Genomic DNA, 25,896 nt, shown 5'->3' with positions numbered 1-25,896 from the left:
GGTAATCCACTGATTATAATAGAAATGAATTTACTTCATTTTGACAATTCTTTCGAAGCTGACAACATCTGAAATGCCGGACAATCTTTTATCAGTCAAAATGGGAGAATGGATCAGCGATCCATATTTCGCGCACGGAGACTACTCATCCACAATCCAAAATAAGTAATTGCCCCATTGATCAAGAGAATCTCAAACCCGATTTCGTAGCCTTTGAAAAGTTCTGCGGAATTGTAATCGAGAAGAAAAGATAAAATGGGAGATGCCACCGCGATATAAGGCACTTCGAAATCGCGGACGGGAAGCTTAGTAAACAGCCCGAAAGCGTATAGTCCCAGGAGTGGACCATAGGTGTAACCAGCTGCGGTAAAAAGCTGTGCAATGACCGAGTCATTATTGATCACCTTGAAAATCAGGATGACTGCAATCAGCACGAGTGACATGACGATATGAACCCGCTGTCGTTTTCGTTTGGCAGTTTTCTCGTCAAGTTTGTCCACCTCCAGAATATCGATGGAGTAAGATGTAGTGAGGGCAGTCAAAGCTGAATCGGCGCTGGAGTAGGCCGCTGCGATCAATCCTAGAACAAAGAGGATTCCAACTGCCGGGCCGAGGTAACCTTCTACAGCCAGCAAGGGATATAGCTGATCGGTTTGTTCAGGAATCGCTAATCCGTTCTCTTGGCTGTAAATGAATAGCAATGCACCCAGGGTGAGAAAAACCAAATTGACTACCACTAAGACCAAACTGAAGGTGATCATATTCTTCTGAGCATCTCGAAGGTTTCGGCAGCTGAGATTCTTCTGCATCATATCCTGATCGAGTCCTGTCATGGTTATAGTGATAAACATCCCTGCAAGGAATCTCTTGATGAAATGACGTGAGTCATTGATATCGTCGAAAAAGAAGATGCGGCTGTACTCGCTATCACCTACCTTCTCCACCAAGCCTACCGCATCGAGCCCCAAGGAAGTTGAAATAGAGTACACGCTGATTCCTACCGCGAGAAGCATAAAAGCTGTTTGCAGCGTATCCGTCCAGATAATCGTTTTGATCCCACCGCGAAAGGTGTATAGCCAAATGAGAAATACAGTAATAAAAACGGTGACAGCAAAAGGTACCTCCATACCGATACGGTCGAATACGGCCAGCTGCAATACCATAGCTACGAGGTAAAGCCGAAAAGCTGCCCCGATTATTCGCGAAAGCAAGAAATAGGAAGCTCCGGTCTTATAGGCATGTCTGCCAAACCGGTCTCGTAAATAAGTGTAGATACTGGTGAGCTGCAATCGGTAGTAAAGGGGCAACAACACAAAAGCGATGACAAAATATCCGGGGACATAGCCCAAGACCATTTGCATATAGGAAAACTGAGAATCCCCTACCCAACCGGGCACGGAGATAAACGTGACACCACTCAATGATGCCCCGATCATTCCAAATGCCACCACATACCAAGGTGAATTGCGGTTGCCAACGAAGAAACCGTCGTTATCTGCTTTCTTCCCTGTGATTCTAGCAATAAGAATTAGGGTGAGGAAATATCCCGCTATGAGAAGAATAATGCTAGTTGGCGACATGTGGTCAAATAACGCCAAAAGATCATTTGGCGTTTCTTAAATCCAACAGAGTTTCAAGGCCTCGATTGTTGATTTACTGAATAATCAGCTTTGAGGTGGCCTTCTGTCCTCTTTCACCTCGGGCGGTGACCAGATAAATTCCACTTGTAAAAACAGGTATTGACTCGACTTTAGTTCGCCCACCAAAAACGGAAAGTCTTTGGCTGAACAAGCGTTTTCCGGTAATGTCATATACTTCTAAAGTGATCTGTGCGCCGTATTCTTCGGGCACTAAAACATTGAGCATCTCATCATCAGCTCTGGGGTTTGGGTAAAGACCAAGGTCATTACCACCCAACTCGGTATTGCGGAAGCTCGTTAGAGTCTGTAAGAGGGAAAGTGCAAATTCAAAATCAGGAATTCCGTAACCGAGACTGTCATTGGGATTCAGGTACAGGCTAGCACTTTGCTCAATGGCATCAAACAGTTCTTCTGCGGTAGCTTGGGGTACTGCTTGCCAGAGGCTTGCTGCCATTCCGGCCATTACGGGTGAAGAAAAAGAAGTACCGTTCGCTGTTCTTATTCCGTCGCCCAGATTGCCCACGACCGTTGCTATTCCTTGTGCCATAACATTTGGCTTTACTGCGCCATCAACCCGTGGTCCTCTTGAACTCAACGAAGCAACAGTTTCATCAGGTCTGACGGCACCTACAGCCAATACGTGATCTCCATCAGCAGGCGCACCTATGTAGTACCATGGTGAGTTTCCTGAATTTCCGGCAGAGGTCACAACCAAAATTCCTTTACTCGCAGCAATATTTGATGCACGAGTAATTAACGTAGTGTTTCCATCCAAGGTCTCGTAAGAGTGGTCTTCATCTTCCAAATCAAATAATGTGTAACCAAGGCTGGTATTGATCACGTCGATACCAATACTATCAGCATATTCGGCGGCAGCTGCCCAATTGACCTCTTCGATTCTCCGTTCTACCGGAACGTCTTCGGTAATGCATAATAAGTAAGATGCATCAGGCGCCGTACCAATCAGACTGTCGTCTAGATAGCCTGCCATTGCAGATAATACGTAAGAGCCATGAGTGCTTCGTTGATAAACATCATCATTTCCATCAACGAAATTCTTCGTACCCAGAATGCGATCGCTATTCACAAGATTTTGGAGTGATAGGTCTTGCTGAGCGAAAGAGTAGCCACCATCAAAAACTCCAATCCAAACTCCTTCGCCGGTGTAACCCGCCTCGTGCAAGGGAATCCCATTGATCATGTTGATTTGATTAAACGAAGGGCCGTAAGCATAGTTATTCTTAGGGGAGGAAATGGATTCGTCTGTTTCGATTTCAAGCGACTGATCATTTCGTAGAACAGGACTTATTTGAGTACCAACTACCATTTCTAAGTCCAGAATGGCATCGATCACATCCTGATCGTCCGTCTCAATAAGGATGGCATTGAACCACTTCAGCGAGTATATCACCTCCAAGTCTCCCAATTCTCTTACTTGATCGATGTATTCGGGATTCACAGGAAGGTCTTCCTCTGTGATGGGAATATTCTGATCTATCCTTCGAGTGATTGCTCGTTCAGATAAAAAAGCTTCGGGCTCATATACAGAGAAGGGTGTACCTTCCTTATCCTCAAAATAAACCAAGTATCTGTTTTCACCTACCTGAGAAAAAGCAGTAGAAACAAGACAAAATAAAACTCCAACCGGAAACCATCTATTCAACACCATAATCTATTATCTCCCATTTAAACTCGTGCCCAAGCCTAATGTTCTCCGCAGTGGGCTCATTGATATAATTGAGCTGCGTAGTCAAGTCACGCTCGTAGCGTTTGATGAGCCCAACACCTTCCGCATAAATCTCGAAGGCCAATTCATCCTCAATCAAATTTTTGTTGTCTCGCTGTAAGACCCTTATTGTCCTGGGAAAGATGAAGTCTTCCATCTCTCTTTCTACAAAAAGGCTATCGTATAATGTAGGCCACTCTTCTTTGGCATTTAATGCATTCAAATTCCACATGGCTGACTCCCTTACGGGAAAGGCCAACTTGATGTAGCGCACATTTTCTTCGACTTTCTCCGCATTCTGCGCTGTTCTTTTGGCAAACCAAACATCCACCAAATTCCAGTCTTCAGACATCGTATTTCGCTTAAATCTCACGATGCGTAGAGAAGGCTCGTCTTGAGCATCCAAAATCTCTGATTCTATTACTTCGCGGATGTAATAAGAAGTGGTATCGTGAATTCCTTCAATATTCGGACTGGGTTGATCATGCCAAATACTATCTGCACGATATTCTACAAAAGTCCCGATTTCGATAGGGAAATAGTCATATCCCAAGTTTAGGGTAGGCTCATCGCTCTCGTCGTCATTGCACGAAACTAGAACAAGAGAAGCGAAAAAAATGTAGAGTAATTTCCTCATAAGCTACGAGATAAATACAAGTTAATCAACTATTTCCCCCATCTCGTAAATAGCTTTCTTCTTTATTGAGCCATCCTCATTGTAGGTAATAACTTCACCATGAAGTTTGCCGTCTTTATAAACTCCTTCACGTCGAAGCTGAGTGCCATAGAGCTTTTGTACGGGATAGCGATTTCCGGCCTCGTCGACTCTCTCTTCGGTCTTCCATTCACCTTTATTGAACCACTCTTTGAAAGGCCCGTCGCGCTTGCCTTTCTTGTAGGTGTAGACAGAGCGCTGAATATCATTGGGCCAATACAATTCGAAGGTGCCGTTTTTTGGAAACTCCTCTTCAATTACATCATCTCGATAAACGTAGATGATGTGTACCGAGCCGTCTTCATTAAAAAGATACCAAGAGCTTTCTTTCTTACCATCTACGTACTTGCCTTCTTCCAGCTTAACCCCGTCAGGATAATAGGTGGTGTATTGACCATCGTATTTAACCCCGTCTTTAACAGTAGCCTTGAGCTTTGAATTTCCATCGTTGAAGTATTGTTCCCAAACTCCGTTTTTTACATCCCCTTTAAACATACTTCGCTCGGAAATACTTCCATCGGCGTAGTATATCTCGGTCATACCTTCTCTATCGCCATTTTGGTAAGCCTCTTTCGAGGTAAGGATTCCCTCTTCTGAATAGAATGTCCAAACGCTATCTCTTTCTTGATCGATGTATTTTCCCTCAGCCATTTTGACTTCTATTTCGGGGTAATACAAAATGGCGTAGTTTTCACTCGAGCTCCTGTATTTGATTACTGCCTGAAGGCTACCATCGTCGTAATAGCGATTGAAAGTTCCAATTGGTTCTCCGTGGCGGAATTCACCACGGTATTGAATTTCCTCGTTCTCGTATCGCTTCTCCCAAGTACCGTGCTTCTTCCCATCGCTATCGGTTTGATTGACCTGGCCTAATAATGGCTGGAATAAGCAGGTAAATAAGATCAATGCTAAGAATCGACTCATAATGGGGTTAGTTCCTGATTTGCTGAATAAAAGATAAAAACTCATTCTTGAAGTGATTCCATGAAAACCGCTGCTTTTCAATCGCGACATTCTCTTCAAACACTTTCTCCAAGTCTTCTTGAAAAAAACGAGCCAAAGATTCGCCTATTGCATCTGAATGAGGTTCGACTACGAATCCCGCTTTGCCATGGGGAACAATCTCAGAAAGTCCGCCAACGTCGGTCACCAGCATGGGACGTTCAAAGTGATATGCGATTTGAGTGACACCACTTTGAGTGGCCGAGCGATAAGTTTGCGCGACGATAGACGAGGCGCAGAAGTGATTTTTCACCTCATTTTCAGGGATGTACTCGTTTCTGAAAACCATTGAGTCCTCAATATTCAAAGACTTTGCTAGCTCGAAATAAGTTGAACTATCATCGTAAAACTCTCCTGCAACTATGAGTTTGACCTTTTGACTTTTCAAACCCGACTTGGCAAATCCTTCTATCAGAAGATCGAGTCCCTTGTATTTCCTAACGAACCCGAAAAACAGAATATAGCGATAGTCAGTATCTAGATTCAATTCTTTCAAGGCGCTAAGCCGTGAGACTTTCTCACCGAAAAAATCGTAGAGCGGGTGCGGACTCGTAGCGACTGGTTTTCCGGGTGCCAGTCGATTAATGTCATCTGCTACACTTTTGGATAGGGTGAAGAACGCATCGCAATTGTTGAAGAAGTAGCTCGATAATACCTTGTCAGCGGGACGTGCCTCATGCGGGATTGCATTATCGACTAAACCAACCACGAGAATACCTTTCTTCCTCAAGCTGCGAGCAATTGAACCAAGCGCAGGACCCATAAAAGGAATCCAAAAACGGATGACGACAACGGCTGGCTTCCATTTGGATATTACACTGGCTGACCTTTTCCACGAAAGTGGATTGATGCTGCTGATCAAAGGGAATATTTGTAAATCGCGAGGCGGGTCACCTTCTGCGGTTTGAGTTTTTCCAGGAAAGAGAAGGGAAGGATATTGCAGGAAAAAACTGACGATTTTAACGTCATATCCTTCCGCAATTAATGATTTTGCAAAAGACTCATTAAAGTGGGCTATTCCGCCTCTTAGTGGATAGGCAGGACCTACTAGCACGATTGTTTCCTTGGCTGGCACAGCGCGAAGTTAAGGATTGATTTAGCCACTTGAATACATGCGATTCTTTAATGTGAAAAGAAACCTGTGTAAAATAAAAAACCCTCGATCCAAACGACCGAGGGTTAATTTTAAAAGTGATTTGATTATTTCTTGTAGAACTTAGATTCAACAGCTACCTCTCCAAATACAATTTGAAGAATGTAATTTCCCGTTTCCAAGCTTGAAACGTCGATTCTATTCGCGTTTAAAATTCCAGATTGAACTCTCTTTCCTTGTACATCAAAGATGTCTACTCTGCTACCGATTAGGTTTTCAGATGCTTCTATAAATAGTTCATTGATTGCAGGATTAGGATACACCTTAAGAGTTGACTGGATTTCGCTTTCGATAGAAAGTGGATTCGCACCTTCTGTGACTGTAAGAGAAGTGTTTATGGCAGGCCCTTCAATCACATCAACAATTCCTGAAGGCCAGCTAACCACAACACTGTCAATTTCAGAATCCTGTCCCAAACCAAAATATGCGTTCAGCGAGCTCATGTATCGGAATCCATCTCCACTTCTGATTTCGCGAATTTGGCTAAATGACTCCGTATAAACAGTGATTCGAGCTCCGATTCCATTGAGATTACTCTCCGTACCTATGGTGTTAACTACTAAGTAATTATTATCGTTACCATCATTGAATTGAATCTGTCCGTTTGAAATTACATCAAGGAACCCATCGTTATTAAGATCACCCACGGGACCGTTGAAAAATTCAATCTCAGTCTCAGTGAAGGTCATATCACCATTGTTCTGCAGGATGTTTCCGCCACCTCCCATAATATCAAGGTAACCGTCATTGTCAAAGTCATGAGTAACCCATTCGATGCTCGTTCCAGCCAAAGCTTCCAAACCTGTTCCTGCCGTCATATCAGAAAAAGTTCCATCTCCGTTGTTAACCATCATTTTATGCGAACCATCAGAAAAAGAGCTCGCTCCAACGAATACATCCATATCACCGTCATTGTCGTAATCCCCCCAAGCTGATGACCAAGTTTGAACAGGGTCGGCAAGACCGATTTCTTCTCCTACTTCAGTGTAGGTTCCGTCACCATTGTTGCGGTGCATCTCATTAATTTTAATCACGTTTTCACCACCACGGCATTTGGCAATGAACATGTCGATGTCTCCATCATTGTCGTAGTCGGTCCAAATCGAACCATAGTTTCCACCTAGGTCGTCATCTCCAAGACCACCTTGGATAAAATCCATTGTGCCATCTCCTTGATTAAGGAAATAAGTATTTGGTTCTACATCGTGGCAAACAAAGACATCGAGATTTCCATCATTGTTTATATCGACCATGTTGGACCTTTGAGAAAACAGGTAAAAATCGCTTGTGACTTGCTCATCAAAAGAAGCACCGTCATCCGCACGAAACATAATACTTGCACCGGAACCTGCTCCGTAAACTAAGTCGTTCCAACCATTTCCATCAACATCACCTGCAGCCATGCTCCAGCTTGGAGAATACAAAGCAGGAACTGAAGGTAGAGAGGCCATTAGTAATCCAAAGTCAGATTGAAGCGCAATGTTGACTGCATTCGTCTCTATTGAAACTACATCATCAAGAAAATCGCCGTCCATGTCTACCGCTCCTCTTAGGGTTCCATCTAAGTTTAGTGGTTCAGGAGTGAATGAGAAAACTGCAGGTGCAGGAGGAACGATAACTACCTCTATCAGCTCAAAATCAAATCCATTGGGATTCCATCTATCATCAAAAGCGATGTAGTAGACATTTTCAGGGTACACTACCAATTCATCAGTAGACAAGTATCCGTTGCCAACATCACCACCGTCATCATCACCAGCTACACAAACTAAATCATTACAATCGCCCGTGTAAACATGAAATCGAGTATCCCCACCTGAGTTCTGCACAAGGTCAGTGGTAATCTCTAAATTAAAAGTATCGGTGGGTTGGTATTTATACCATTCACCATTATCTGCACCATTTCCATTTTGAGCACAAATTGGGTTAGGAATTTCCGTACCATCAACCGTATCCACGGTGTGGATTCCAGCTTGGATTTCGAGTGCTTCCGCACATGAGTTTTGGGCATTCAGAGCGCCCGCAAATACAATGGTTAAAAGTGAAAGGTAAATTTTCTTCATGGTTTCTATTATTGATTAATTACAGGTTTCTTCAAGTGAATTGATGTAAGTCGTTAAAAGGTCCAATCCTTCTTCATGGACCAGACTCTTCCCGATAAGAGGCATCTGAACATTTTCCTCTTCGGCAATCATTCGGTAAATGAGCATACTCCTATCTGCACGCCCTGCTTCTATGATATATTCCATCATAGGCTGTCCGGGTACGAATTCATCAAATGGTACGCAAACTCCGAGATTGTTCTCGCGATCATTATCTTCAAATGCAAGGCGAATATTTCGGTAAGAGCAGTGAGCATCGTCCTTGTGGCAATGTCCACAATTGGCATCGAGGTAAGCTCTTACACGGTCTTGTAATAGCTGAGTCTCATCTTCCCAATCTACCATTGTTTCTATCTCTGAGGGATAAGTAGGCTCTAAATATCCCATTTCTGCCCATTTCATCAATTGATTCATCACACCTTCTTGGTATTCAAGATCCGCATTTAAATTCTGTGGCTTTGGCCCATTTGGCGAAGCAGATTCATTGATCTTATGACAGGTGATGCACTCTGATTCACTAGGCACACGGTAGTTGATCGACACATTTTCTCCATTGTCAAGTACTACCTCTATAGGTTTGATTTGGCCATCTAAGTCAAATAACGCCTCGGTTTGTTCATCATTCCAAACGTAATCGGCGAACTCCCAAACACCGTCGCGCTTAAACAAAAGCCTTGTTTCCATGACTTTTCGTTCATTGTTTGGTAAAACGTTCTCGTAGAAGAAGTTCTTGATCAATATCGCTCCATCGGGAAAATCAAAAGATTCGAAGTCCGAAACGTAATTAGCGGATTCTCCTTCGGGCATCCAGACATAACGCGTTTTCTTGGCATAGTCTGTAAAAAGTTGAGTAATTGGTTCGTAAAGCAAAAGCCCCTCATTCGGAACCAAATCCGAGATGTCATCACCTATGAAGAAATTGTACTCAGCAAGAGTATTATATGGCAGTGAGTCTAAAATAATATTTACAGGTGATTCACTAGGAGGAGGACTAGGAGTAGGAGTAGGATCCATCGGCGGCTCATCATCTTCCTTACAAGAAACTATTGCTAGCGCTAACAAAAGAAATAGGAAGAAATTCTTCTTCAACATAATCGGATTCAAAATTTTAAGGCCAAAAGGTACATCATTTGTAGGAATGATGCACTCCGGATTCATATCACATTCTTGGTTTTCTAAATGACGAATTGCTTGCATTCAAGTTGCACAAAGAAAGCCCGACGATGGTAAAAATCACAAAATGGCACACTTCAATTATTGAGAGCTTAGCTAGAAACTTCATTCGTTCTGAATTAAATTCAGGATCAATCAGAAAATTTTTGAACTTTTGACGTGATGAACAAGGCCGCAAAAGTTGAGGTGATTCTGCTGTTCGCACTTCTGGTGGCAGGGTACTTCTTTTTTAATGACATCATGGGGCTTAGGGCCGAAGAGCCCAGAAGGGCAGTTGTCGGCATTGAAGCTTTAATGGGCAACAACGCGCTGGTGCCTGCTATCCATGGAGAGCCTTACTACAACAAACCTCCTGTTTACAATTGGGTTTTGGCAACTTCATTTCAGCTTCATAAATCCTTCTCGCCTTCGGCGGTGCGATTTCCCGGAGTGCTCTCTCTTTGGATAATTGCAGCAGTCCTTTTTTGGCTGGTCAGGAAATACGGGGAATGGAAATCCGCTCTGTACGCTGCAGTCATTTTTCTGACTTTTGGAGACTTGATTTTTTACGGTGCTGTCAATGCTGGGGAAATAGATTTGTTCTACGCTTTACTTGTTTTCCTTCAGGTCATGGCTGTTTTTCATTTTCACCAGCGAAAGCAACTCTTGCTACTATTCTTGGTGTCCTATTTTTTCGCAGCCACCGGCACGCTAACCAAAGGCCTTCCATCAGTAGCTTTTCAAGGGCTCACCATCGTTGCTTATTTTTCTTGGAACCGAGATTGGAAAGGGTTGTTTTCGTGGAAACATTTAATGGGCATCTTCTTATTTATGGGAATCGTCGGTGGCTACTTTTTGGCCTACTCGGAATACGAAGATGCATCGGCATTCATGCTCAACCTTTGGTCTGAAAGTTCTTCCAAATCTGCCAACAATGCGGGTTTCGGAAGCATTTTCAAGGCGCTCTACTCCTTCCCTTTGCAACTCATTCAAATCACCTTGCCGTGGAGCATCTTCTTTTTTTGGGCTAAGAGAGCCAAGTGGAAACAGTCGCCTTTGGCAGTCTTTTCTCTGATTTTTATTCTTGCCAACATCTGGATTTACTGGATTTCGCCCGAACTCCGTAATCGATATCTCTACGCCTTCTTTCCATTTCTAGCCATTTTGATTGCTCAGATTATTACCAAGCTCGTCGAAGCCGAAAAGTTTGATTTCAAGCTTTCGCGAATTGCAGCAGTTTTGGCCGTTTTCATCGGAGCTTCGTTTGTCGCATTGCCATTTACAGAAGCTTTGCCGCCAGAACATATATCCACTGCTGCTTTCTTGGTTTGTGGACTCTTGTTTTTGGCAATTGGAGTTTTTCAGTTTCGCTCCAGGCAAAATGGATTTCTGCATCTTGCCTTGCTATTGGCCTTCTTGAGAATCTCTTACAATGTCTGTATACTGCCTATCCAAGCGGTAGATAGTAAATCAACTTACTATGCCAATCAAGTGGAAGAAATTTTAGAAATCACAGAACACCAAGAAGTCTTTTGGACGGGTTATAGTTATTCCTTTCAACCCGAATTATCATTGGCCGGTCAAAGCTTCTTGAAAGATAGTCTCACTACACCACCCTTACTCGCCTATCAGATTCCGTACTACTACTCTTTGAATACAAACAGCCGATTGATTTATTTGGGAGAACCCATTGTGGATAGTTGGCTGCTCGGTGAAAAGAACTACGCACTGAATAGCGACAGTAAAATCTATTTTGAGTTCAAAGACAAGTGGACTCAAAACACTTTGGTTTTGTACCAAATTGAGAAACCTTAATTTCGCGAGATGCCTCCAAAGATTTTAGTCATCAGTAATTACCGTAGTACCGTTACCGTAAGGCCTGAAGCCGAAATTTTCATAGGACTAGCCAAGAAAGGTTGGAAGATAGATGTGATGACTTACGGGGATTCGCCCTATGTCAAGAACTTCTTAGAAGCAGGAGTTAATGTGATCGATTTTCATCCCGAAAAGAAATTCGACACAAAGTCCATCGAAAGAATCCGAAAACACCTCATTGACGAAAAAATTGATATTCTTCAACTCTACAATAGCAAAGCATCTACCAATGGTATTAGGGCAGCAAAGGGCCTTGATGTAAAAGTGGTTTTGTACCGCGGATACCAAGGAAATCTACAGTGGTTTGACCCCTCTCTGTATACTAAGTACTACCATCCGAGAGTCGATAAAATCATCTGCAATTCTATCGGTGTAGAAGAAGAGTTTAGAAAACAGGTGTTATCAATCGCCAAGAAAAAAGTGGTGACAATCAACAAGGGCCATCGACTGGAATGGTATGAGGATGTCAAACCCGCTGATCTGTCTGTATACGGTGTAAAGCCGGGAAGCTTTGTCTTTACGTGTGTCGCGAATACACGCCCGATGAAAGGGGTAATTTATATTATGCAGGCATTGCATCACTTGCCAAAGGGGATGGACTTTTACCTACTCATGGTCGGGAATGGTCTTGAAACGGAGGAATACCGAAAAATAGCCGATGAGAGTGGTTACGGCGACCGTGTCATTTTTACGGGTTTTCAGCCCAATGCATTGGAAATAGATAAAGCTAGCGATGTATTTCTGCTCGCCTCCATTTATGGCGAATCCATTACCAAATCGGCTATTGAAGCCATGTCACTTGGAACAACTCCTTTAATTACTGACATTCCCGGGAACAAGTATTTGATTGAACACGCTCATAGTGGATTTATGGTTCCTTCCAAAAATCCTAAAGCCCTTGCTGAAGCAATGTGGGCAGCATATGACAAAAAAGACTGGACGAAGAAAATCGGGGTCTTGGCTAAGCGCAGAATTGCGGAAAAACTAAACACCGATGACACCATTGAGGAAATGGCTGAATTTTACCAAGATTTGGTTGATACCGGTGGAAAGAATTACCACACCAAGCCAGGAGTACTTTAGTTAAAATTCAACCACAACTCCAATACTAGGTAAAAGAGTTCCGCTGGTATTCGGTATCGTGGTCAAAAGGTATCTGGAGGAATCGTTGGGATCGACCACGGGTCGATCATTTCCATCGCGTACCACGTCAATAAAAGGCTCCAGCTCCACCACAGCGTTCGTAATGTTTTCGATGTCGATGTAGAGATTCAAGGACCATTTGTCAAAGAAATACTTCTTGTCAATTCTAACATCAACCTGGTAGCTCACAGGGGCGCGCTCTTCGTTCAAACGATCGTAATCGGGAATCCCTCTGTTATTCACATCCCAAACAGGAATCAACGAAGAAGTCTCTTCGTCAACTGGAGTAAAAGGTGGACCGCCAAGAACTTGCACGCGTGTTCCAACTTCCCAGTTCTTTCCGAATTTCTTACCAGCCGTAAGACTTAGAATAAACCGGTTATCCCAAGCAGAAGGGACAAAAGCTCCATTCTTATCAGTGAATTCACTTCGCACTAAAGTCAAAGCAGCTATTCCAAAAAGACCATTGTAAAGCTTTCGCTGAATCAAGAATTCCACTCCATAAGAACGACCTTCACCAATAGAAACAACGGGCTCATTTCCGATCACGCCAAAGTCGGCGCCCAGATTTGCCAAATTAATGCTGTCGCGAAGGGTGAAAGGATAATTGTCATAAATCTTGTAGAATCCTTCGACGGATACTTTCGTGTTGCTCGGAAAAACATACTGCAAACCTGCCACCAAGTGATCACTCTGAATGTAAGAGACACCGTTTTCTTTATTGACCAAATCACCATCATTGTCGCGAAAGCCCATAACGGTGTATGGAGGAAGTTGGTAGTAACGCCCCACATTTGCCTGAACTGAAAGCTCAGGGGTGATGGAATATGAAGCAGATAGTCGAGGGGACAGTTGATCGATAGGATTTAACATACTCTCTGACCAATTGCTCCAATCTGTTCTCAAACCAAAGGACAGTAGCAGACGGTCCTCTAGAAAGCTTCGGTTAATCGATCCAAAAAACCCAAATCTCTGAAAGTTGATCTCAGAGTTAAAATCGACTATTTGTACCGTTGTATCTACACTTATTTGATTAAACGTGCTATTGGAATAGGTCACGTCCTCAAGGTTGAATCCCGCATTTAATCGCCACCCATTTGTTCTTTGCGTATGCTCAATCCTGAACTTATTTTCAATTTCTTCTGATTCGTAATTCAGAATAAGATTTTCGGGCGATTCAACATTCTGCTCGTACTTCTCAGCGCGGTTATTAAGGTGACTCCGACTCAAAACCACGTTTTGAAAACCTTTATTAGAAAAGTGCTTGTAGTTCGCTCCTACAGTGTAATTCCACTGATTATTTACGGGAAGATTATTGAGAATATAATTGATCTCCTGCTTCTCTTCTTCTGTTTCAGCGTCCTGAGCAGCACTTTCATTGAGCTCAAATTGATCTAAAGCTCCAAGACCGATGAAGGTAATTTCATTCTTTTCATTAATACGATGTTTCACCTTGATCTGGGCATCATTGTAAGTCGGTAAAAATGGTAATCCGATCACTCCAAAAAGAAATTGCAGATACGAGCGCCTCGCTGAGGCGATGAATGTCGTCTTATCTCCCAATGGGCCATCAAGTGTAAGCCCCACATCGGTGGCACTCAAGGTGAAATTACCTTTCAAGCCTTCAGTATTCCCATCTTTTTGAGTGAATTCTAAAACTGCGCTCATGGCATTTCCTCGATTCGCAGGAAAAGCCCCTGAATAGAAGTCAACGTTTTGGATGAAGTTCACGTTCAAAATACCAACAGGACCTCCTGATGAACCTTGAGTTGCGAAATGGTTAATTACGGGCACCTCGATACCATCCAGAAAAAATCGGTTCTCATTGGGGGCTCCTCCCCTGATGATGATGTCATTCCTGAACGAAAGTGACGAAGCTACACCCGGCAAAATCTGGAGCGCACGCGAAATATCTCTGTTCCCTCCCGGATTACGTTGAATCTCATTGGTTCCGATTTGTTGCAGAGAAACGGGGCTTTCAGCGTTTCTCTCAAAAACTTCGGTTGTTATCTCTACTGCTTCCAGATTGGTTGCACCTGCCTCAAGCGGTATGTCCAACACCGTAGGTTTGGAAGCAAAAACTTCTACTTCAAATATTGTTTTGGTCTTGAATCCCACAAAACTCGCTTGGACGTTGTAAAGACCAGGTTCTATCCCTGTGATTTCATAATTGCCATCGATATCTGACACTGCACCATAGGTGGTTTCTTGGAGGGCCACATTGGAAAAAGGTACGGGCTCATTGGTGAGATCATCGATAACTCGGCCTTTAATAACTCCTGACTGACCGAAAACAGAAAACACAGCTAAAAGGGCTGTGAAGGTTAGGAAGATCCTCATTTAGCTTAAATTCGACTGTAAGAACATGAAATCTTTAAAAATGTTGACTACTTATCTTCTCCTTTTACGCTGATAAAGACTTTGTGTGTACAAAGCATATGCATTTTCAGCTTCTATACCCGTTTTCTCAATTTCGCGCATACATTCAAGGGCCAGATCGTATTCAAAGAAGTCATTCAGCTCGTAAATCTTCCCATATTTATCTAACAAGAGTATGTCATAGGTTCTTGAACTCGTCGGATTAAATCTCACTGCGCCTTCTGACTTTTTACTGACCACAAATTCTTCCAGTCTGACCTTTTGAAAGTGAGAAAGTGGAAGCCATACCCCGAACCTATTACCCAACCAACCGGAGTAATTCCTTACCCGATTATTTCTTGAATCTACCTCTACACCTGTAGTAATCAAAAGGAGAGAAAGGGAGGGAAAAATGAGTAAAAAACACCAAGGAAATAGAAAACCGAAAATAAAGAAGACCACCGTCAAGAATGAACTGTGGACCAAATAAGCGTATGACTTTCCCTCGGAAATCTTGACGGAATCGCTAAGACTCATTTGTAAATCTTCCTTTCGTTCAGAGCCCTTTGGAAAGCCCTGGCATTTCTGTTATGCTCGTTCAGATTGGTAGCAAAAGCGTGGTAACCTGAGAAGTCCGCCTTTGCACACATGAAGATGTATTTGTTCTGATCTGCGTTCAGTACCGCGTCGATGGATTGTTTCGATGGTAGATTTATAGGTCCGGGAGGCAGTCCTGCATTCATATAGGTATTGTAAGGACTTGGGGTAGAAAGATGCTTTGTCAAAACTCGATTAATTGAAAAATCGCCAACGGCATAAACCACGGTTGGATCACTCTGGAGACGCATCCCCTTTTTCAATCGATTCAAATACAATCCTGCTATCACTTTTCTTTCATCGGGATGCACTTGCTGTTCTGCTTGAACTATGCTTGCCAGCGTGCTGACTTCACTCTGTGAAAGGCCATAGCTTCTGGCTTTTTGAACTCGTTCTGCCGTCCAAAACCGCTTGTATTCTTCTGCCATTCGCTCAACAAATTCGTCGGCATCGGTATCCCACTCCATTTGATAAGTATCAGGAAAAAACATGCTGATAAAAGTCGCAGAATTGAAGCCGTACTTCCGCGCCACCTCAGGGTCTGACAATTTTTGGGCTACATCAGCCGAATCAGCTTCGATATTTACAGCCACGCGACCTGCCAGTTCTGAAAGAGTCCTGGCTGCATTGAAAGTTACCAGAACTTCTTCCTCTCCATTTCCGGCCCTGAGATGATCGATCAATTCATTGAGCCCCATGTCGGCAATTAGAGTGTATTTGCCCGAAACCACCAGATTTCCTTGGTAATTCTTCTTTTGCATCAAAGTCTTGGCAAAATCAGGATGGCGGAGGCCTGCAACCTCTGTTAGAGATTTCAAGACATCTTGCTCATTCGAACCACTCTTGATATAAAAGACGGTACTCTGGTTTTCTAAATCCAACGCAGGGCCGTAGAGCATTCTATAAGAATAATAGCCAATAATAGCACCTGCCAATAAGCATAGGAGAGCTAAGGCAAATATGATCTTCTTAGCCATTGCTTCTGAATTTCTGCATCAATATTTCATCGTAGAATTTCCCCTGGTAAAAAGTCCAATCCTTCTTTACTCCCACTTCTTCAAACCCATATTTCTTGAAAAGTTTTATGCTTTCAGTATTGTCGGTCAGAATACTGCAGTAAACCTGATGCATCGAGAGGGTTTGAAAACAATATGGCAAGATGATTTCCATCACTTCCGAAGCGAAACCCTTTCCCCTTTTCTCTGGTTCAGCTACCAAGATTCCGATACCGGCACGTTTGTTTTTAAAATCACAATCGAAAACATCTACTGTCCCAATAGGTAGATCAGAGTCTTTCTGTTCAATGATCAGCCTGAGTTGCTTATCGGTGAAAACGTCTGATATTGAATTCACGTAATCAATCAGAATATGCCGTGAATAAGGTGTGACAGTCTGAGAAACTCTCCAGTTTGCACGGTTGTTTTCCCAAATGAAGAGCTTATCCACATCGGTAATTTCGAGGGCACGCAGCCTTATTCGCTCATTTTCCAACATGGTAAACTCCTTCAAAGATTTTAAGTACAGGGCCGCTCAGCATGATGTCTGAAAATCCATTTTCATTTCGAACAAACGTAACGCGTAGAACTCCCCCCTCAGTATTCACTATAACCTGATGTTTTCCGTTTTGATTCTTCTTTTTTGCCAATGCCACGGCTGTTACGCCTGTTCCGCAGCTCAGGGTTTCCGATTCTACACCTCTTTCATAGGTGCGAACACGAACTGTATCAGCATCAATTTCCTGAATGAAATTCACATTCGTTCCTCCTGTGTCAGCGAAGCTATCGTCGTATCTCCACTGTCTGCCTTCTTTCATTAAATCGATTGAATCAAGGTTCTCTTTGCTGATGAGAAGATGCGGAGAACCCGTATTCAAGAAATCCATCCCTTTCACAATTTGAACCGATCCTACGCCATGCATACTAATCTCTACTTCGTCATTCCGGGGAATAGAGTATTCGTGTACCCCGTCAGTTGTAATAAAAGTTCCCGATTCGGATGCCAGTCCCAGTTCCTTTGCAAAGTGAACTGAGCATCTACTGCCATTTCCACATAAGCTTTGAGTTGCATCGGGATTAAAAAAGATCATTTCGAAGTCGAATTCATCATGCTCCCGCAATAGCATCAACCCATCCGAACCTATACCAAAATGGCGATCGCACATAGCTTGTATGAGCTTGGTATCATGTTCAGGAAAATTGCGGCATCGATCATCTACTACGATAAAGTCGTTTCCTGTTCCACTGTACTTTACAAAAGGAATGGTCATATCTGGACTGACAAAAGTAGCAGTTAATTGCAATCACGCTTGCTCGGAGAAAAGGAAATCATGGCAGATTGACCCACACAAAATTCACAAATTGTCAGTTTCAATCCTTTGGCATACAAATTGCCCGTAGAGTGCATGCGTTCAAGGATGTAGCTTAACACGAATTAACAAAACAGACAAAAGAAATCAGGCCTTTTGACTGTTTATATTGTCAAATCACTCAAAAAAACTCATGAAACAATTGATCAAAACAGCAGTAGTAGCATTGTTCGGAGGTTTCGTGGCACTCGGAACCTACGTTACTTTTTTTGAGGGTGGTAATCTGCCCAACCAAGTTGAACCAAAGACAGAGTTCAAACTCACCAACTACACATCTTCCCCTTCCATGCCTTTAGAAAGCATCGACTTTGTGGAAGCGTCTAACAGATCATTAGACGCTGTAGTTCACGTGAAAACTGTCTCTGTAGCTCAACAATACTATAATCCATGGAGCCGCTATTTTGGTGGCGATCCATATTCTTCAAAACAACAAAGATCTTCAGGGTCGGGCGTGATTATAAGTGATGACGGATTTATCGTTACAAATAATCACGTGATTGAAAATGCCGAAACAATTGAAATTACCACAAATGACAACCGCACCTTTGAGGCTACCTTAGTGGGCCGAGATCCGGGGACGGATATAGCCCTTCTCAAAATCAAAGCTGACGGAATGCCCTCAATCACTCTTGGAGATAGCGATGCATTGCAAATCGGCGAATGGGTGCTGGCAGTTGGAAATCCTTTCAATTTAACCTCAACGGTAACTGCAGGAATCGTAAGTGCTAAAGCAAGGAACATCAACATATTGGATTATGACCCCAACTCAGAGACTTTCCCACTCGAATCTTTTATTCAAACTGATGCCGCTGTAAACCCCGGTAATAGTGGAGGAGCTCTGGTTAATGGTCGTGGAGAGTTGATTGGAATTAACACAGCTATCGCTTCAAGAACTGGATCTTACAGTGGGTATAGCTTCGCTGTTCCTGTGAGCATCGTTAAAAAGGTAACAGCAGATCTCCTGGAGTTTGGTAAGGTGCAGCGTGCATACATTGGAGTAAGCATTAGCAACATTGATCCTGAACTAATGATGAATCAAGGGCTTGAGGTAAGCGAAGGTGCTTATGTGAGAGGTCTTCTAGAAGGTGGAGCCGCTGAGCAAGCGGGTATTTCGGAAGGAGACATCATTGTCTCAGTAGAGGACTTTCCGGTTAAGAGTGTGACAGAGCTTCAAGAACAAGTTGGAAAATACCGACCTGGAGATAGAATATCAGTGAGCATACTTCGCGAAAATCAGAAGCGTTCTTTAGAAGTTTTATTGCGCGATCGCTACGGAAAAACTGAACTCAAGAAACGTACTGAGGAAGAACTCAATATGATCTTTGGAGCCAAATTTGAGGAACTTAGTTCAGAAGAAAAATCATCACTCAAAGTTGTAAATGGTGTCAGAATAACGGATATTGAGGAAGGAAAATTCAGGAAAGCGGGTGTTGAAAAAGGATTTGTCATCACACATATTGACAAACAGCCCGTTGACAGTCCTGAAGACGTAAAACGCATCCTTCACTCAAAAAGTGGCGGGGTTTTGGTGGAAGGGTTTCATCAAAACGGGATGCCTGACTATTATGGCTTTGGTATTTAACTATAAATTTAAGATTCAAGATAAAACCTGCGAGATACTCATCAGAAACCGTAAACATCGATTCATCTCAATTCCATCGATATCTCGAAATTATTTTGAATTTAATAAAGCGACCCCTGCAAACGAGCAAGGGTCGCTTTTATACTTTTTGAAAAACGACACGAATTACAAGAGATTTGGAATTAGGAAGCATTGGTCTATCTTTGCGGCTTATTTTCCACGTCCGATTTTAACAACTTTAACGCAAAAGATACATGAGACAGCTTAAAATCACCAAAAGCATAACGAATCGCGAGAGTCAATCACTGGATAAGTACCTTCAGGAAATTGGACGTGAAGACCTCATTACAGCTGAGGAAGAAGTAGAGCTCGCGCAGAGAATCAAAAAAGGTGATCAGCTTGCATTAGAGAAGCTCACACGCGCAAACTTACGTTTTGTGGTGTCAGTATCTAAGCAATATCAGAACCAAGGGCTTTCACTTCCTGATTTGATCAACGAAGGAAATCTTGGACTGATCAAAGCAGCCCAGCGATTTGACGAAACTAGAGGATTTAAATTCATTTCATACGCCGTATGGTGGATTCGACAGTCGATTCTGCAAGCACTAGCTGAACAATCTCGTATTGTTCGTCTGCCACTGAATCAAGTGGGAAGTTTGAACAAAATCAACAAGATGTTCGCCAAGCTGGAGCAAGAATACGACAGACCTCCAACGGTCGAAGAAATCGCTACGGCCCTTGACATTCCTGCAGAGAAAGTTGCCGACTCGCTTAAAGTGAGTGGTAGACACGTGTCTGTTGATGCACCGTTTACAGAGGATGACAGCTCTTCGTTGCTCGACGTAATGGTAAACAGCGACTCTCCTACTGCTGATTTTGGTCTACTGAATGAATCATTGGTTCAAGAAATAGAGCGATCACTTTCTACTCTGACTGAAAAAGAAAGAGAAGTGATTCGCCTGTTCTATGGAATCGGAATGAAGCATGGATTGACTTTAGAGGAGATTGGTGACCGATTTGGCTTGACACGAGAACGTGTGAGACAAATCAAGGAAAAAGCGATCAGAAGACTACGTCACTCTTCTAGAAGTAAGCACTTGAAGGCTTACTTGGGATAATTGAATTCAATTACACCATCAACATAACCACCTACAAACAAAATGTCCACTGACCTATTGAGTGCAGGGAGAGCTACCTATAATGAGGAGCTCGATTCCTGGATCAGTAAAAAAAAGGCTACGGTCAAATTGATCAATGCCGTTGGTAACTTGCTCTACGATAATTCCGTGGAGCTTGTTCTTTTTAGAAACCACCTGGTAGACACCAGCGTGAGTGAAGTATTGCTACTTCATAAATATGCCGCAGACGTGGTAGGAAAACCAATTTCCGTTCACGAGACTACTGCAGTAGCCGAGGCCCTTGTAAAAATGGACTTGGCTCCATCAAAAATCGACGTGGGATTACTCACAGCCGAATGGATGGAAGTAAAGAACGACTACGACTCGATCGAATCGTTTCTCAGCTCTAAGCTTGAAGGGTTCACTTCTTTCGACGAGTCTGGGAGAGGTCCTCGAGATGTCGTATTGTACGGTTTTGGCCGTATTGGCCGCTTGGCAGCCCGAGAGTTGATCCAACAATTCGGTAAAGGCCAGCAATTGCGCTTGAAGGCAATCGTTACCCGAAAGGTAACGGACGAAGAAATTATCAAAAGAGCCGATTTGCTTCGATTGGATTCCGTTCATGGCCCATTCTCAGGCACGGTTGTTCCCGACCTTAAAAGACAAGCTATTATCATTAACGGTCAAATCGTTAAGATGATTCAAGCTCCCGGGCCTGATCAAGTAAACTATGAGGATTACGGTATTTCTGACGCTATTGTCTTGGACAATACAGGAGCTTTCCGTGATCGTGATGCTCTGTCCTTGCACTTAAAGAGTAAAGGAATTGCCAAGGTTATCTTAACCGCACCTGGTAAAGGGATTCCGAATATTGTTTACGGTATCAATCACCAAACACTGGATTTGGATCACGAGAACATCTATTCTGCTGCATCTTGTACGACAAATGCAATTAGTACGGTGCTAAGCGTGATCCAGAAAGAGTACGGAATTGACAAAGGTCACATCGAAACGGTTCATGCTTACACAAACGATCAAAACCTTCTTGACAACTTCCACAAGAAAGAAAGAAGAGGCCGATCTGCAGCTCTGAATATGGTGATTACGGAAACAGGAGCAGGTGCTGCCGTAACGAAGGTCATTCCCGAGTTGAAAGATAAGCTTACCGCAAATGCCGTTCGAGTTCCGGTTCCAAACGGTTCTTTGGCCATAATGAACCTTTCTCTTCACAAGGAAACCTCCGTAGAGGAAGTAAACGCTTTGGTCAAAAAGGCCGCCTTAAAAGGAGACCTGGTAAACCAAATCCATTACAGTATTGAACCTGAATTGGTATCCAGTGATATCGTAGGAGATACTTGCTGCTCGGTATATGACAGCAGAGCTACTCTAGTGCATCCCGACAAAAAGAACGTGGTTCTTTATGTTTGGTATGACAATGAATACGGATATACAAAACAGGTGATTCGCTTGGCCAAGTATGTGGCGAAGGTGAGAAGGAAGCACTATTACTAGTAGTTAGTATTAAGTATTAAGTATCAAGAAAATAAAAAAGAGACTGCTTCTGATGAAGCAGTCTCTTTTTTCATGTCAAAATTCAGGAAACGCCCGGCTTCAATCCACGGAAATCAATTTGCACTCTGCATCGGATTAGGCCTCGACGCCCTCTCCTTCTCTTTGTAGAGTTCAAACCTCGTTGGTACTTCTACCGCCGGCCAAGAATTATTATTCAAATCTACGTCGGCAGTCTGCAAATAAGGATCAAGAACCACATTGGTGGCTTTCTCATCCATGACAAATACCTTGGTCACCGTTTGGTCACCCTTCCTCCAGATCTCAGCAGGGATGTGCTCAATTTTCTTTTCTCCGCTTGCGAAAGTAAACTCAACAATCAAGGGCATCACAAGTCCTCCATGATTTGTAAATGATATTTCATAATAATGACGATCATCCTTAAAGAGGGCTTTTTCTTCTTCAGAAAGATTTTCCGTCATTTTATCGAATGCCACGCGATCTGCTTCCGTTAAGGCATTTTCATCGTAGTCGTAGTAAAAATCTTTCAGCGTGGAGTCTCTATCAGCATACGTTTCTTTGATCTGATCAAGATTACGCATACTTGATATGCTTTCGGGCTCACTATCTTTCAATGCCTGATCTCCTAGTTTCTCTCCACCCGGCTCGAAGCTTTTCATTGTAGCGTACTTCACATAATCGATTCCGATGTCTACGTTGTCGGTGGTGAAAAACCATCCTCGCCAGAACCAGTCGAGATCCACCGCAGTGGCATCTTCAATTGTACGGAAGAAGTCAGCCGGAGATGGATGCTTAAATTTCCATCTGTTTGCATAAGTCTTAAATGCAAAATCAAACTGCTCGCGCCCTACTACCGTTTCACGCAGTATATTTAGCGCTGTGGCAGGCTTACCGTAGGCATTGTTCCCCAATTGGTGCACCGACTCACTATTGGTCATGATAGGACTGATAGTAGTCTTATCGCCTTTCATATAGTCAACAATTTTTCTGGGTTCACCCCTCCTACTTGGATAATTCCTTTGAAACTCTTGCTCGGTGAGATACTGTAAGTAAGTATTCAAACCTTCATCCATCCAAGTCCATTGGCGCTCATCAGAATTTATAATCATTGGAAACCAGTTGTGACCGACTTCATGAATAATAACTGAGATCACACCATATTTGGTTCTTTCGGTATATGTGCCGTCAGGCTCACACCTTCCGTAATTAAAGCAAATCATTGGATATTCCATTCCGATGCTAGCCGCATTAACTGAAATTGCCACCGGATAAGGGTAATCGAATGTGTACTTGCTATAAGTCTCAACAGTGTGCTTTACGGCCTTAGTTGAATAAAGACCCCAAACGGGATTGGCTTCATTCGGATAATAGCTCATTGCCATCACGGTTCGATCATTTAGCTGAACTCCCTGCGCATCCCATATAAACTTCCTGGAAGAAGCCCATCCAAAATCGCGCACATTCTCTGCTTTGAAATGCCATATTTTCAATTCTTTTGAACGGCCTTTCTCTATTTCCTTTGCTTCGTTTTGAGTTACAATCTCAACAGGCTGATCGGCAGTTTTGGCTTTCTCAAATCTATCAAGGTGTTTCGATTCCAAGACTTCCTTGGCATTTTGAATTTCTCCTGTAGATGCAACGGTATGGTCAGCAGGAACGGTGATTTTTACATCATAATTTCCGAAAGGAACGGCAAACTCTCCACTACCAAGAAACTGTTTGTTTTGCCAACCCTCATTATCCGAATAAACAGCCATTCTAGGATAAAACTGGGCAATTGTATAAATCGAATTGTTCTCTTCTTCAAAATATTCGTATCCGGAACGGCCACCGATCTTCAGTCGATCATTAAGATTGTAATGCCACTTGATTTTAAAGCTAATACCGCCATTTGGTACGAGCGGCTCAGGGAGGTCAATCCGCATCATCGTCTGATTGATAGCATACGGCAATGGATTTCCTTTGGTATCCTGTACATACTCGATCTTAAAGCCTCCATCAAACCAAGGAGAGAGATTCTGAAAGCTTTTTAAGGAGTATTGATCTTTCAATTTACTTTGACGCACTTTATAGCTATCGCTGTCCAGCGATCTTCTGTTTTGGTCAAGCTGAATCCACAAATAATCTAAGGCATCAGGAGAATTGTTTAAGTAAGTGATCGTCTCTTCACCGTATAATACTTGATTGTCCTCATCTAGTCTCACTTCTATATCATAGTCAGCTCGTTGTTGCCAATATTGATGTCCCGGAGCACCTGAAGCAGTTCGATAGACATTTGGTGTTGGTAGTTCATCGTATAATTGCTTGAACTTGTTCGGATTGGAGTTTCCTTGCGAAAAAACAATGCAAGCAACAGAGACCATAATGGTCGTCAGTATATATTTCATAGGCTTTACAAAAAAGTGCGAATTTACCAAAAGACAGTATCCTTTGCTAGTATTAGTGCAGCACCAGCACAGGCACCTGATATAACCAAGATCCAGTCTCTATGTTTAAACCTGAAAACTTGAAAACTCAAGGTTCCGATAATCAGAATGACCAAGACTATTATCAACTGACCTAACTCAACGCCTAAATTGAAACCGAGCATTGGAATGAATAGATCTTGCTGCTTGGAAAGAATTGCCTGAAGATAATTGCTGAAGCCCATCCCGTGGATAAGACCAAAAAATGTCGCCAAGAAATATTTCCACCCCATCGCTCCCTTGCCGGCACTTCTTCCTTGAATCAGGTTTGTAATTGCCGTGATCAGAATGGTAATTGGAATTAAGAATTCGATATACTTAGATTCTACGTTAATAAGATCCAAAGTGGCTAAGACCAAAGTAATACTATGTCCTATGGTAAACGCCGTTACCAGTAACACAATTTTCTTAAGATCTATCAACTGATAAACTGCTATTAATGCAAGTAAAAACACCATGTGATCGTAAGCGTTAATATCTGCAATATGTCGGACTCCGAGCTCGAAATAGGTGCTGAACATGATAAGCTAAATTGAAGTAGCAAATATTTAAAACTTCCTTTCCTATTTATACCACGACCCGGGAAGTTATACCGTTCCAATAGTTGAAAGGAAAAGAACATTTTTTAACCTCACTGTAAGTCAAACGAATACTAAACAGAGGTAATAGAGATAGAACTACCTTTGTCGGCTATGATATCATCTTTACTCCTTTGGTTTATGCTACATCCTTTTCATGTAGGTTTAACCGATATTAATTACAACTCAGATTCTGAAAGCTATCAAGTTAGTTTAAAGCTCTTTACTGACGACTTAGAAAAAGGGCTTGAGGAATTCTCCGATCTAAGTATTGATCTATTTGACTCGAGCTCTACTGATTTATCCGATAGCCTTATTTCGGTTTATGTTGATCAACACTTCAGCATCTCGGCAGCAGATAGAGTTGACTTAAAATACATTGGTAGCGAGAGAGAATACGATGTGACTTGGATCTATCTGGAAAGTGATAAGACCCAAATGCGAGAGGAAATTCATGTGCAGAATGAAATCCTGATGTCCGTATTCTCCGATCAATCGCATATTGTTCATTTCAAGTATGGTAATGAAAATCAGAGCGGTCTTATTTCTTCTGAAAAAACCATAGCTATCTTCCAAAAGTCACCCTGACTTGACTGGTTTCCGTTGATGACATTGATTATTATGTCTTTATACAAAAAAACCCGCCGAGAGATCTCGGCGGGTTTCAATCGAAGGTAGTTTAAACTATTACCTTACTACTAGCTTCTTAGCACCTACTCTTTCTTCATTTACCACAACATTCACTGTGTAAATTCCTGAAGCGAGTTCGGGCAATTGAATCACGGCATTCATTTG

The 25,896-nt window shown here is 42.6% G+C and carries 20 protein-coding genes; 6 read left to right on the top strand and 14 right to left on the bottom strand.

The window, feature by feature from the left end:
* Window positions 1-113 precede the first annotated feature (113 nt).
* The 7 genes from O3Q51_13795 to O3Q51_13765 form a co-directional block, all read right to left on the bottom strand.
* Complete coding sequence (locus tag O3Q51_13795) at window positions 114-1,580, bottom strand: sodium:solute symporter (protein ID MCZ4409889.1); 1,467 nt, start codon at window positions 1,578-1,580, stop codon at window positions 114-116.
* Window positions 1,581-1,653: 73 nt separating this feature from the next.
* Window positions 1,654-3,309 carry a S8 family serine peptidase gene (locus tag O3Q51_13790; GenBank protein MCZ4409888.1) on the bottom strand — a complete coding sequence of 552 codons (1,656 nt, stop codon included), beginning with the start codon at window positions 3,307-3,309 and terminating at the stop codon, window positions 1,654-1,656.
* Window positions 3,296-4,003, bottom strand: coding sequence for a hypothetical protein (locus O3Q51_13785; GenBank protein MCZ4409887.1), 708 nt, complete (start codon window positions 4,001-4,003; stop codon window positions 3,296-3,298). The genes O3Q51_13790 and O3Q51_13785 overlap by 14 nt, the downstream gene beginning before the upstream one ends.
* Window positions 4,004-4,024: 21 nt before the next feature.
* Complete coding sequence (locus O3Q51_13780) at window positions 4,025-5,005, bottom strand: hypothetical protein (GenBank protein MCZ4409886.1); 981 nt, start codon at window positions 5,003-5,005, stop codon at window positions 4,025-4,027.
* Between the two features lie 7 nt (window positions 5,006-5,012).
* Window positions 5,013-6,158, bottom strand: coding sequence for a glycosyltransferase (locus O3Q51_13775; GenBank protein ID MCZ4409885.1), 1,146 nt, complete (start codon window positions 6,156-6,158; stop codon window positions 5,013-5,015).
* A 125-nt stretch (window positions 6,159-6,283) separates the two neighbouring features.
* Entirely contained in the window at window positions 6,284-8,299 is a 2,016-nt protein-coding gene (locus O3Q51_13770) for an FG-GAP-like repeat-containing protein (GenBank protein ID MCZ4409884.1), read from the bottom strand.
* Window positions 8,300-8,314: 15 nt separating this feature from the next.
* On the bottom strand, window positions 8,315-9,535 hold the full coding sequence (locus O3Q51_13765) for a hypothetical protein (GenBank protein MCZ4409883.1): 1,221 nt from the start codon (window positions 9,533-9,535) through the stop codon (window positions 8,315-8,317).
* 138 nt (window positions 9,536-9,673) lie between these two features.
* On the opposite strand from O3Q51_13765, the gene O3Q51_13760 reads away from it, so the two are divergent.
* Window positions 9,674-11,305 carry a hypothetical protein gene (locus O3Q51_13760; protein MCZ4409882.1) on the top strand — a complete coding sequence of 544 codons (1,632 nt, stop codon included), beginning with the start codon at window positions 9,674-9,676 and terminating at the stop codon, window positions 11,303-11,305.
* A gap of 9 nt (window positions 11,306-11,314) precedes the next feature.
* Complete coding sequence (locus tag O3Q51_13755) at window positions 11,315-12,448, top strand: glycosyltransferase family 4 protein (GenBank protein ID MCZ4409881.1); 1,134 nt, start codon at window positions 11,315-11,317, stop codon at window positions 12,446-12,448.
* Here O3Q51_13755 and O3Q51_13750 read toward each other — a convergent pair whose 3' ends face one another.
* From O3Q51_13750 to dapF, 5 genes are read right to left on the bottom strand one after another with little or no spacing between them, the layout of a single operon-like run.
* Complete coding sequence (locus O3Q51_13750; protein ID MCZ4409880.1) at window positions 12,449-14,848, bottom strand: TonB-dependent receptor; 2,400 nt, start codon at window positions 14,846-14,848, stop codon at window positions 12,449-12,451.
* A gap of 51 nt (window positions 14,849-14,899) precedes the next feature.
* The gene (locus O3Q51_13745; protein ID MCZ4409879.1) at window positions 14,900-15,403 is read right to left on the bottom strand and encodes a hypothetical protein; all 504 of its coding nucleotides are present in this window, start codon (window positions 15,401-15,403) and stop codon (window positions 14,900-14,902) included.
* Window positions 15,400-16,440 (bottom strand): endolytic transglycosylase MltG, encoded by a 1,041-nt coding sequence (mltG, locus tag O3Q51_13740; GenBank protein ID MCZ4409878.1) that lies wholly within the window; start codon window positions 16,438-16,440, stop codon window positions 15,400-15,402. Before mltG ends, O3Q51_13745 begins: the two co-directional genes overlap by 4 nt.
* Window positions 16,433-16,972, bottom strand: a complete 540-nt coding sequence (locus O3Q51_13735; GenBank protein MCZ4409877.1) for a GNAT family protein — start codon at window positions 16,970-16,972, stop codon at window positions 16,433-16,435. The genes mltG and O3Q51_13735 overlap by 8 nt, the downstream gene beginning before the upstream one ends.
* Complete coding sequence (gene dapF / locus O3Q51_13730) at window positions 16,944-17,762, bottom strand: diaminopimelate epimerase (protein MCZ4409876.1); 819 nt, start codon at window positions 17,760-17,762, stop codon at window positions 16,944-16,946. The genes O3Q51_13735 and dapF overlap by 29 nt, the downstream gene beginning before the upstream one ends.
* Before the next feature lie 199 nt (window positions 17,763-17,961).
* On the opposite strand from dapF, the gene O3Q51_13725 reads away from it, so the two are divergent.
* The 3 genes from O3Q51_13725 to O3Q51_13715 all read left to right on the top strand — a co-directional run bounded on the left by O3Q51_13725 (window position 17,962) and on the right by O3Q51_13715 (window position 22,040).
* Window positions 17,962-19,410 carry a Do family serine endopeptidase gene (locus O3Q51_13725; GenBank protein MCZ4409875.1) on the top strand — a complete coding sequence of 483 codons (1,449 nt, stop codon included), beginning with the start codon at window positions 17,962-17,964 and terminating at the stop codon, window positions 19,408-19,410.
* Between the two features lie 254 nt (window positions 19,411-19,664).
* Window positions 19,665-20,528: a sigma-70 family RNA polymerase sigma factor gene (locus O3Q51_13720; protein ID MCZ4409874.1), complete on the top strand. Its 864-nt coding sequence runs from the start codon at window positions 19,665-19,667 to the stop codon at window positions 20,526-20,528.
* A 42-nt stretch (window positions 20,529-20,570) separates the two neighbouring features.
* Window positions 20,571-22,040: a glyceraldehyde-3-phosphate dehydrogenase gene (locus O3Q51_13715; protein ID MCZ4409873.1), complete on the top strand. Its 1,470-nt coding sequence runs from the start codon at window positions 20,571-20,573 to the stop codon at window positions 22,038-22,040.
* A gap of 113 nt (window positions 22,041-22,153) precedes the next feature.
* On the opposite strand, the gene O3Q51_13710 is transcribed toward O3Q51_13715, so the two are convergent.
* Both O3Q51_13710 and O3Q51_13705 read right to left on the bottom strand, forming a co-directional pair.
* The gene (locus tag O3Q51_13710) at window positions 22,154-24,445 is read right to left on the bottom strand and encodes a M1 family metallopeptidase (GenBank protein ID MCZ4409872.1); all 2,292 of its coding nucleotides are present in this window, start codon (window positions 24,443-24,445) and stop codon (window positions 22,154-22,156) included.
* 23 nt (window positions 24,446-24,468) lie between these two features.
* Window positions 24,469-25,044: a HupE/UreJ family protein gene (locus O3Q51_13705; GenBank protein MCZ4409871.1), complete on the bottom strand. Its 576-nt coding sequence runs from the start codon at window positions 25,042-25,044 to the stop codon at window positions 24,469-24,471.
* A 171-nt stretch (window positions 25,045-25,215) separates the two neighbouring features.
* Here O3Q51_13705 and O3Q51_13700 point away from each other — a divergent pair, with 171 nt between their 5' ends.
* Entirely contained in the window at window positions 25,216-25,689 is a 474-nt protein-coding gene (locus O3Q51_13700; GenBank protein ID MCZ4409870.1) for a hypothetical protein, read from the top strand.
* Window positions 25,690-25,896: the final 207 nt, after the last annotated feature.

The organism is Cryomorphaceae bacterium 1068 (assembly GCA_027214385.1).
Lineage (GTDB): Bacteria > Bacteroidota > Bacteroidia > Flavobacteriales_D > Cryomorphaceae > JAKVAV01.
Note: the sequence above shows the minus strand (reverse complement) of the source record. Positions and strands in the feature narration are given on the sequence as shown.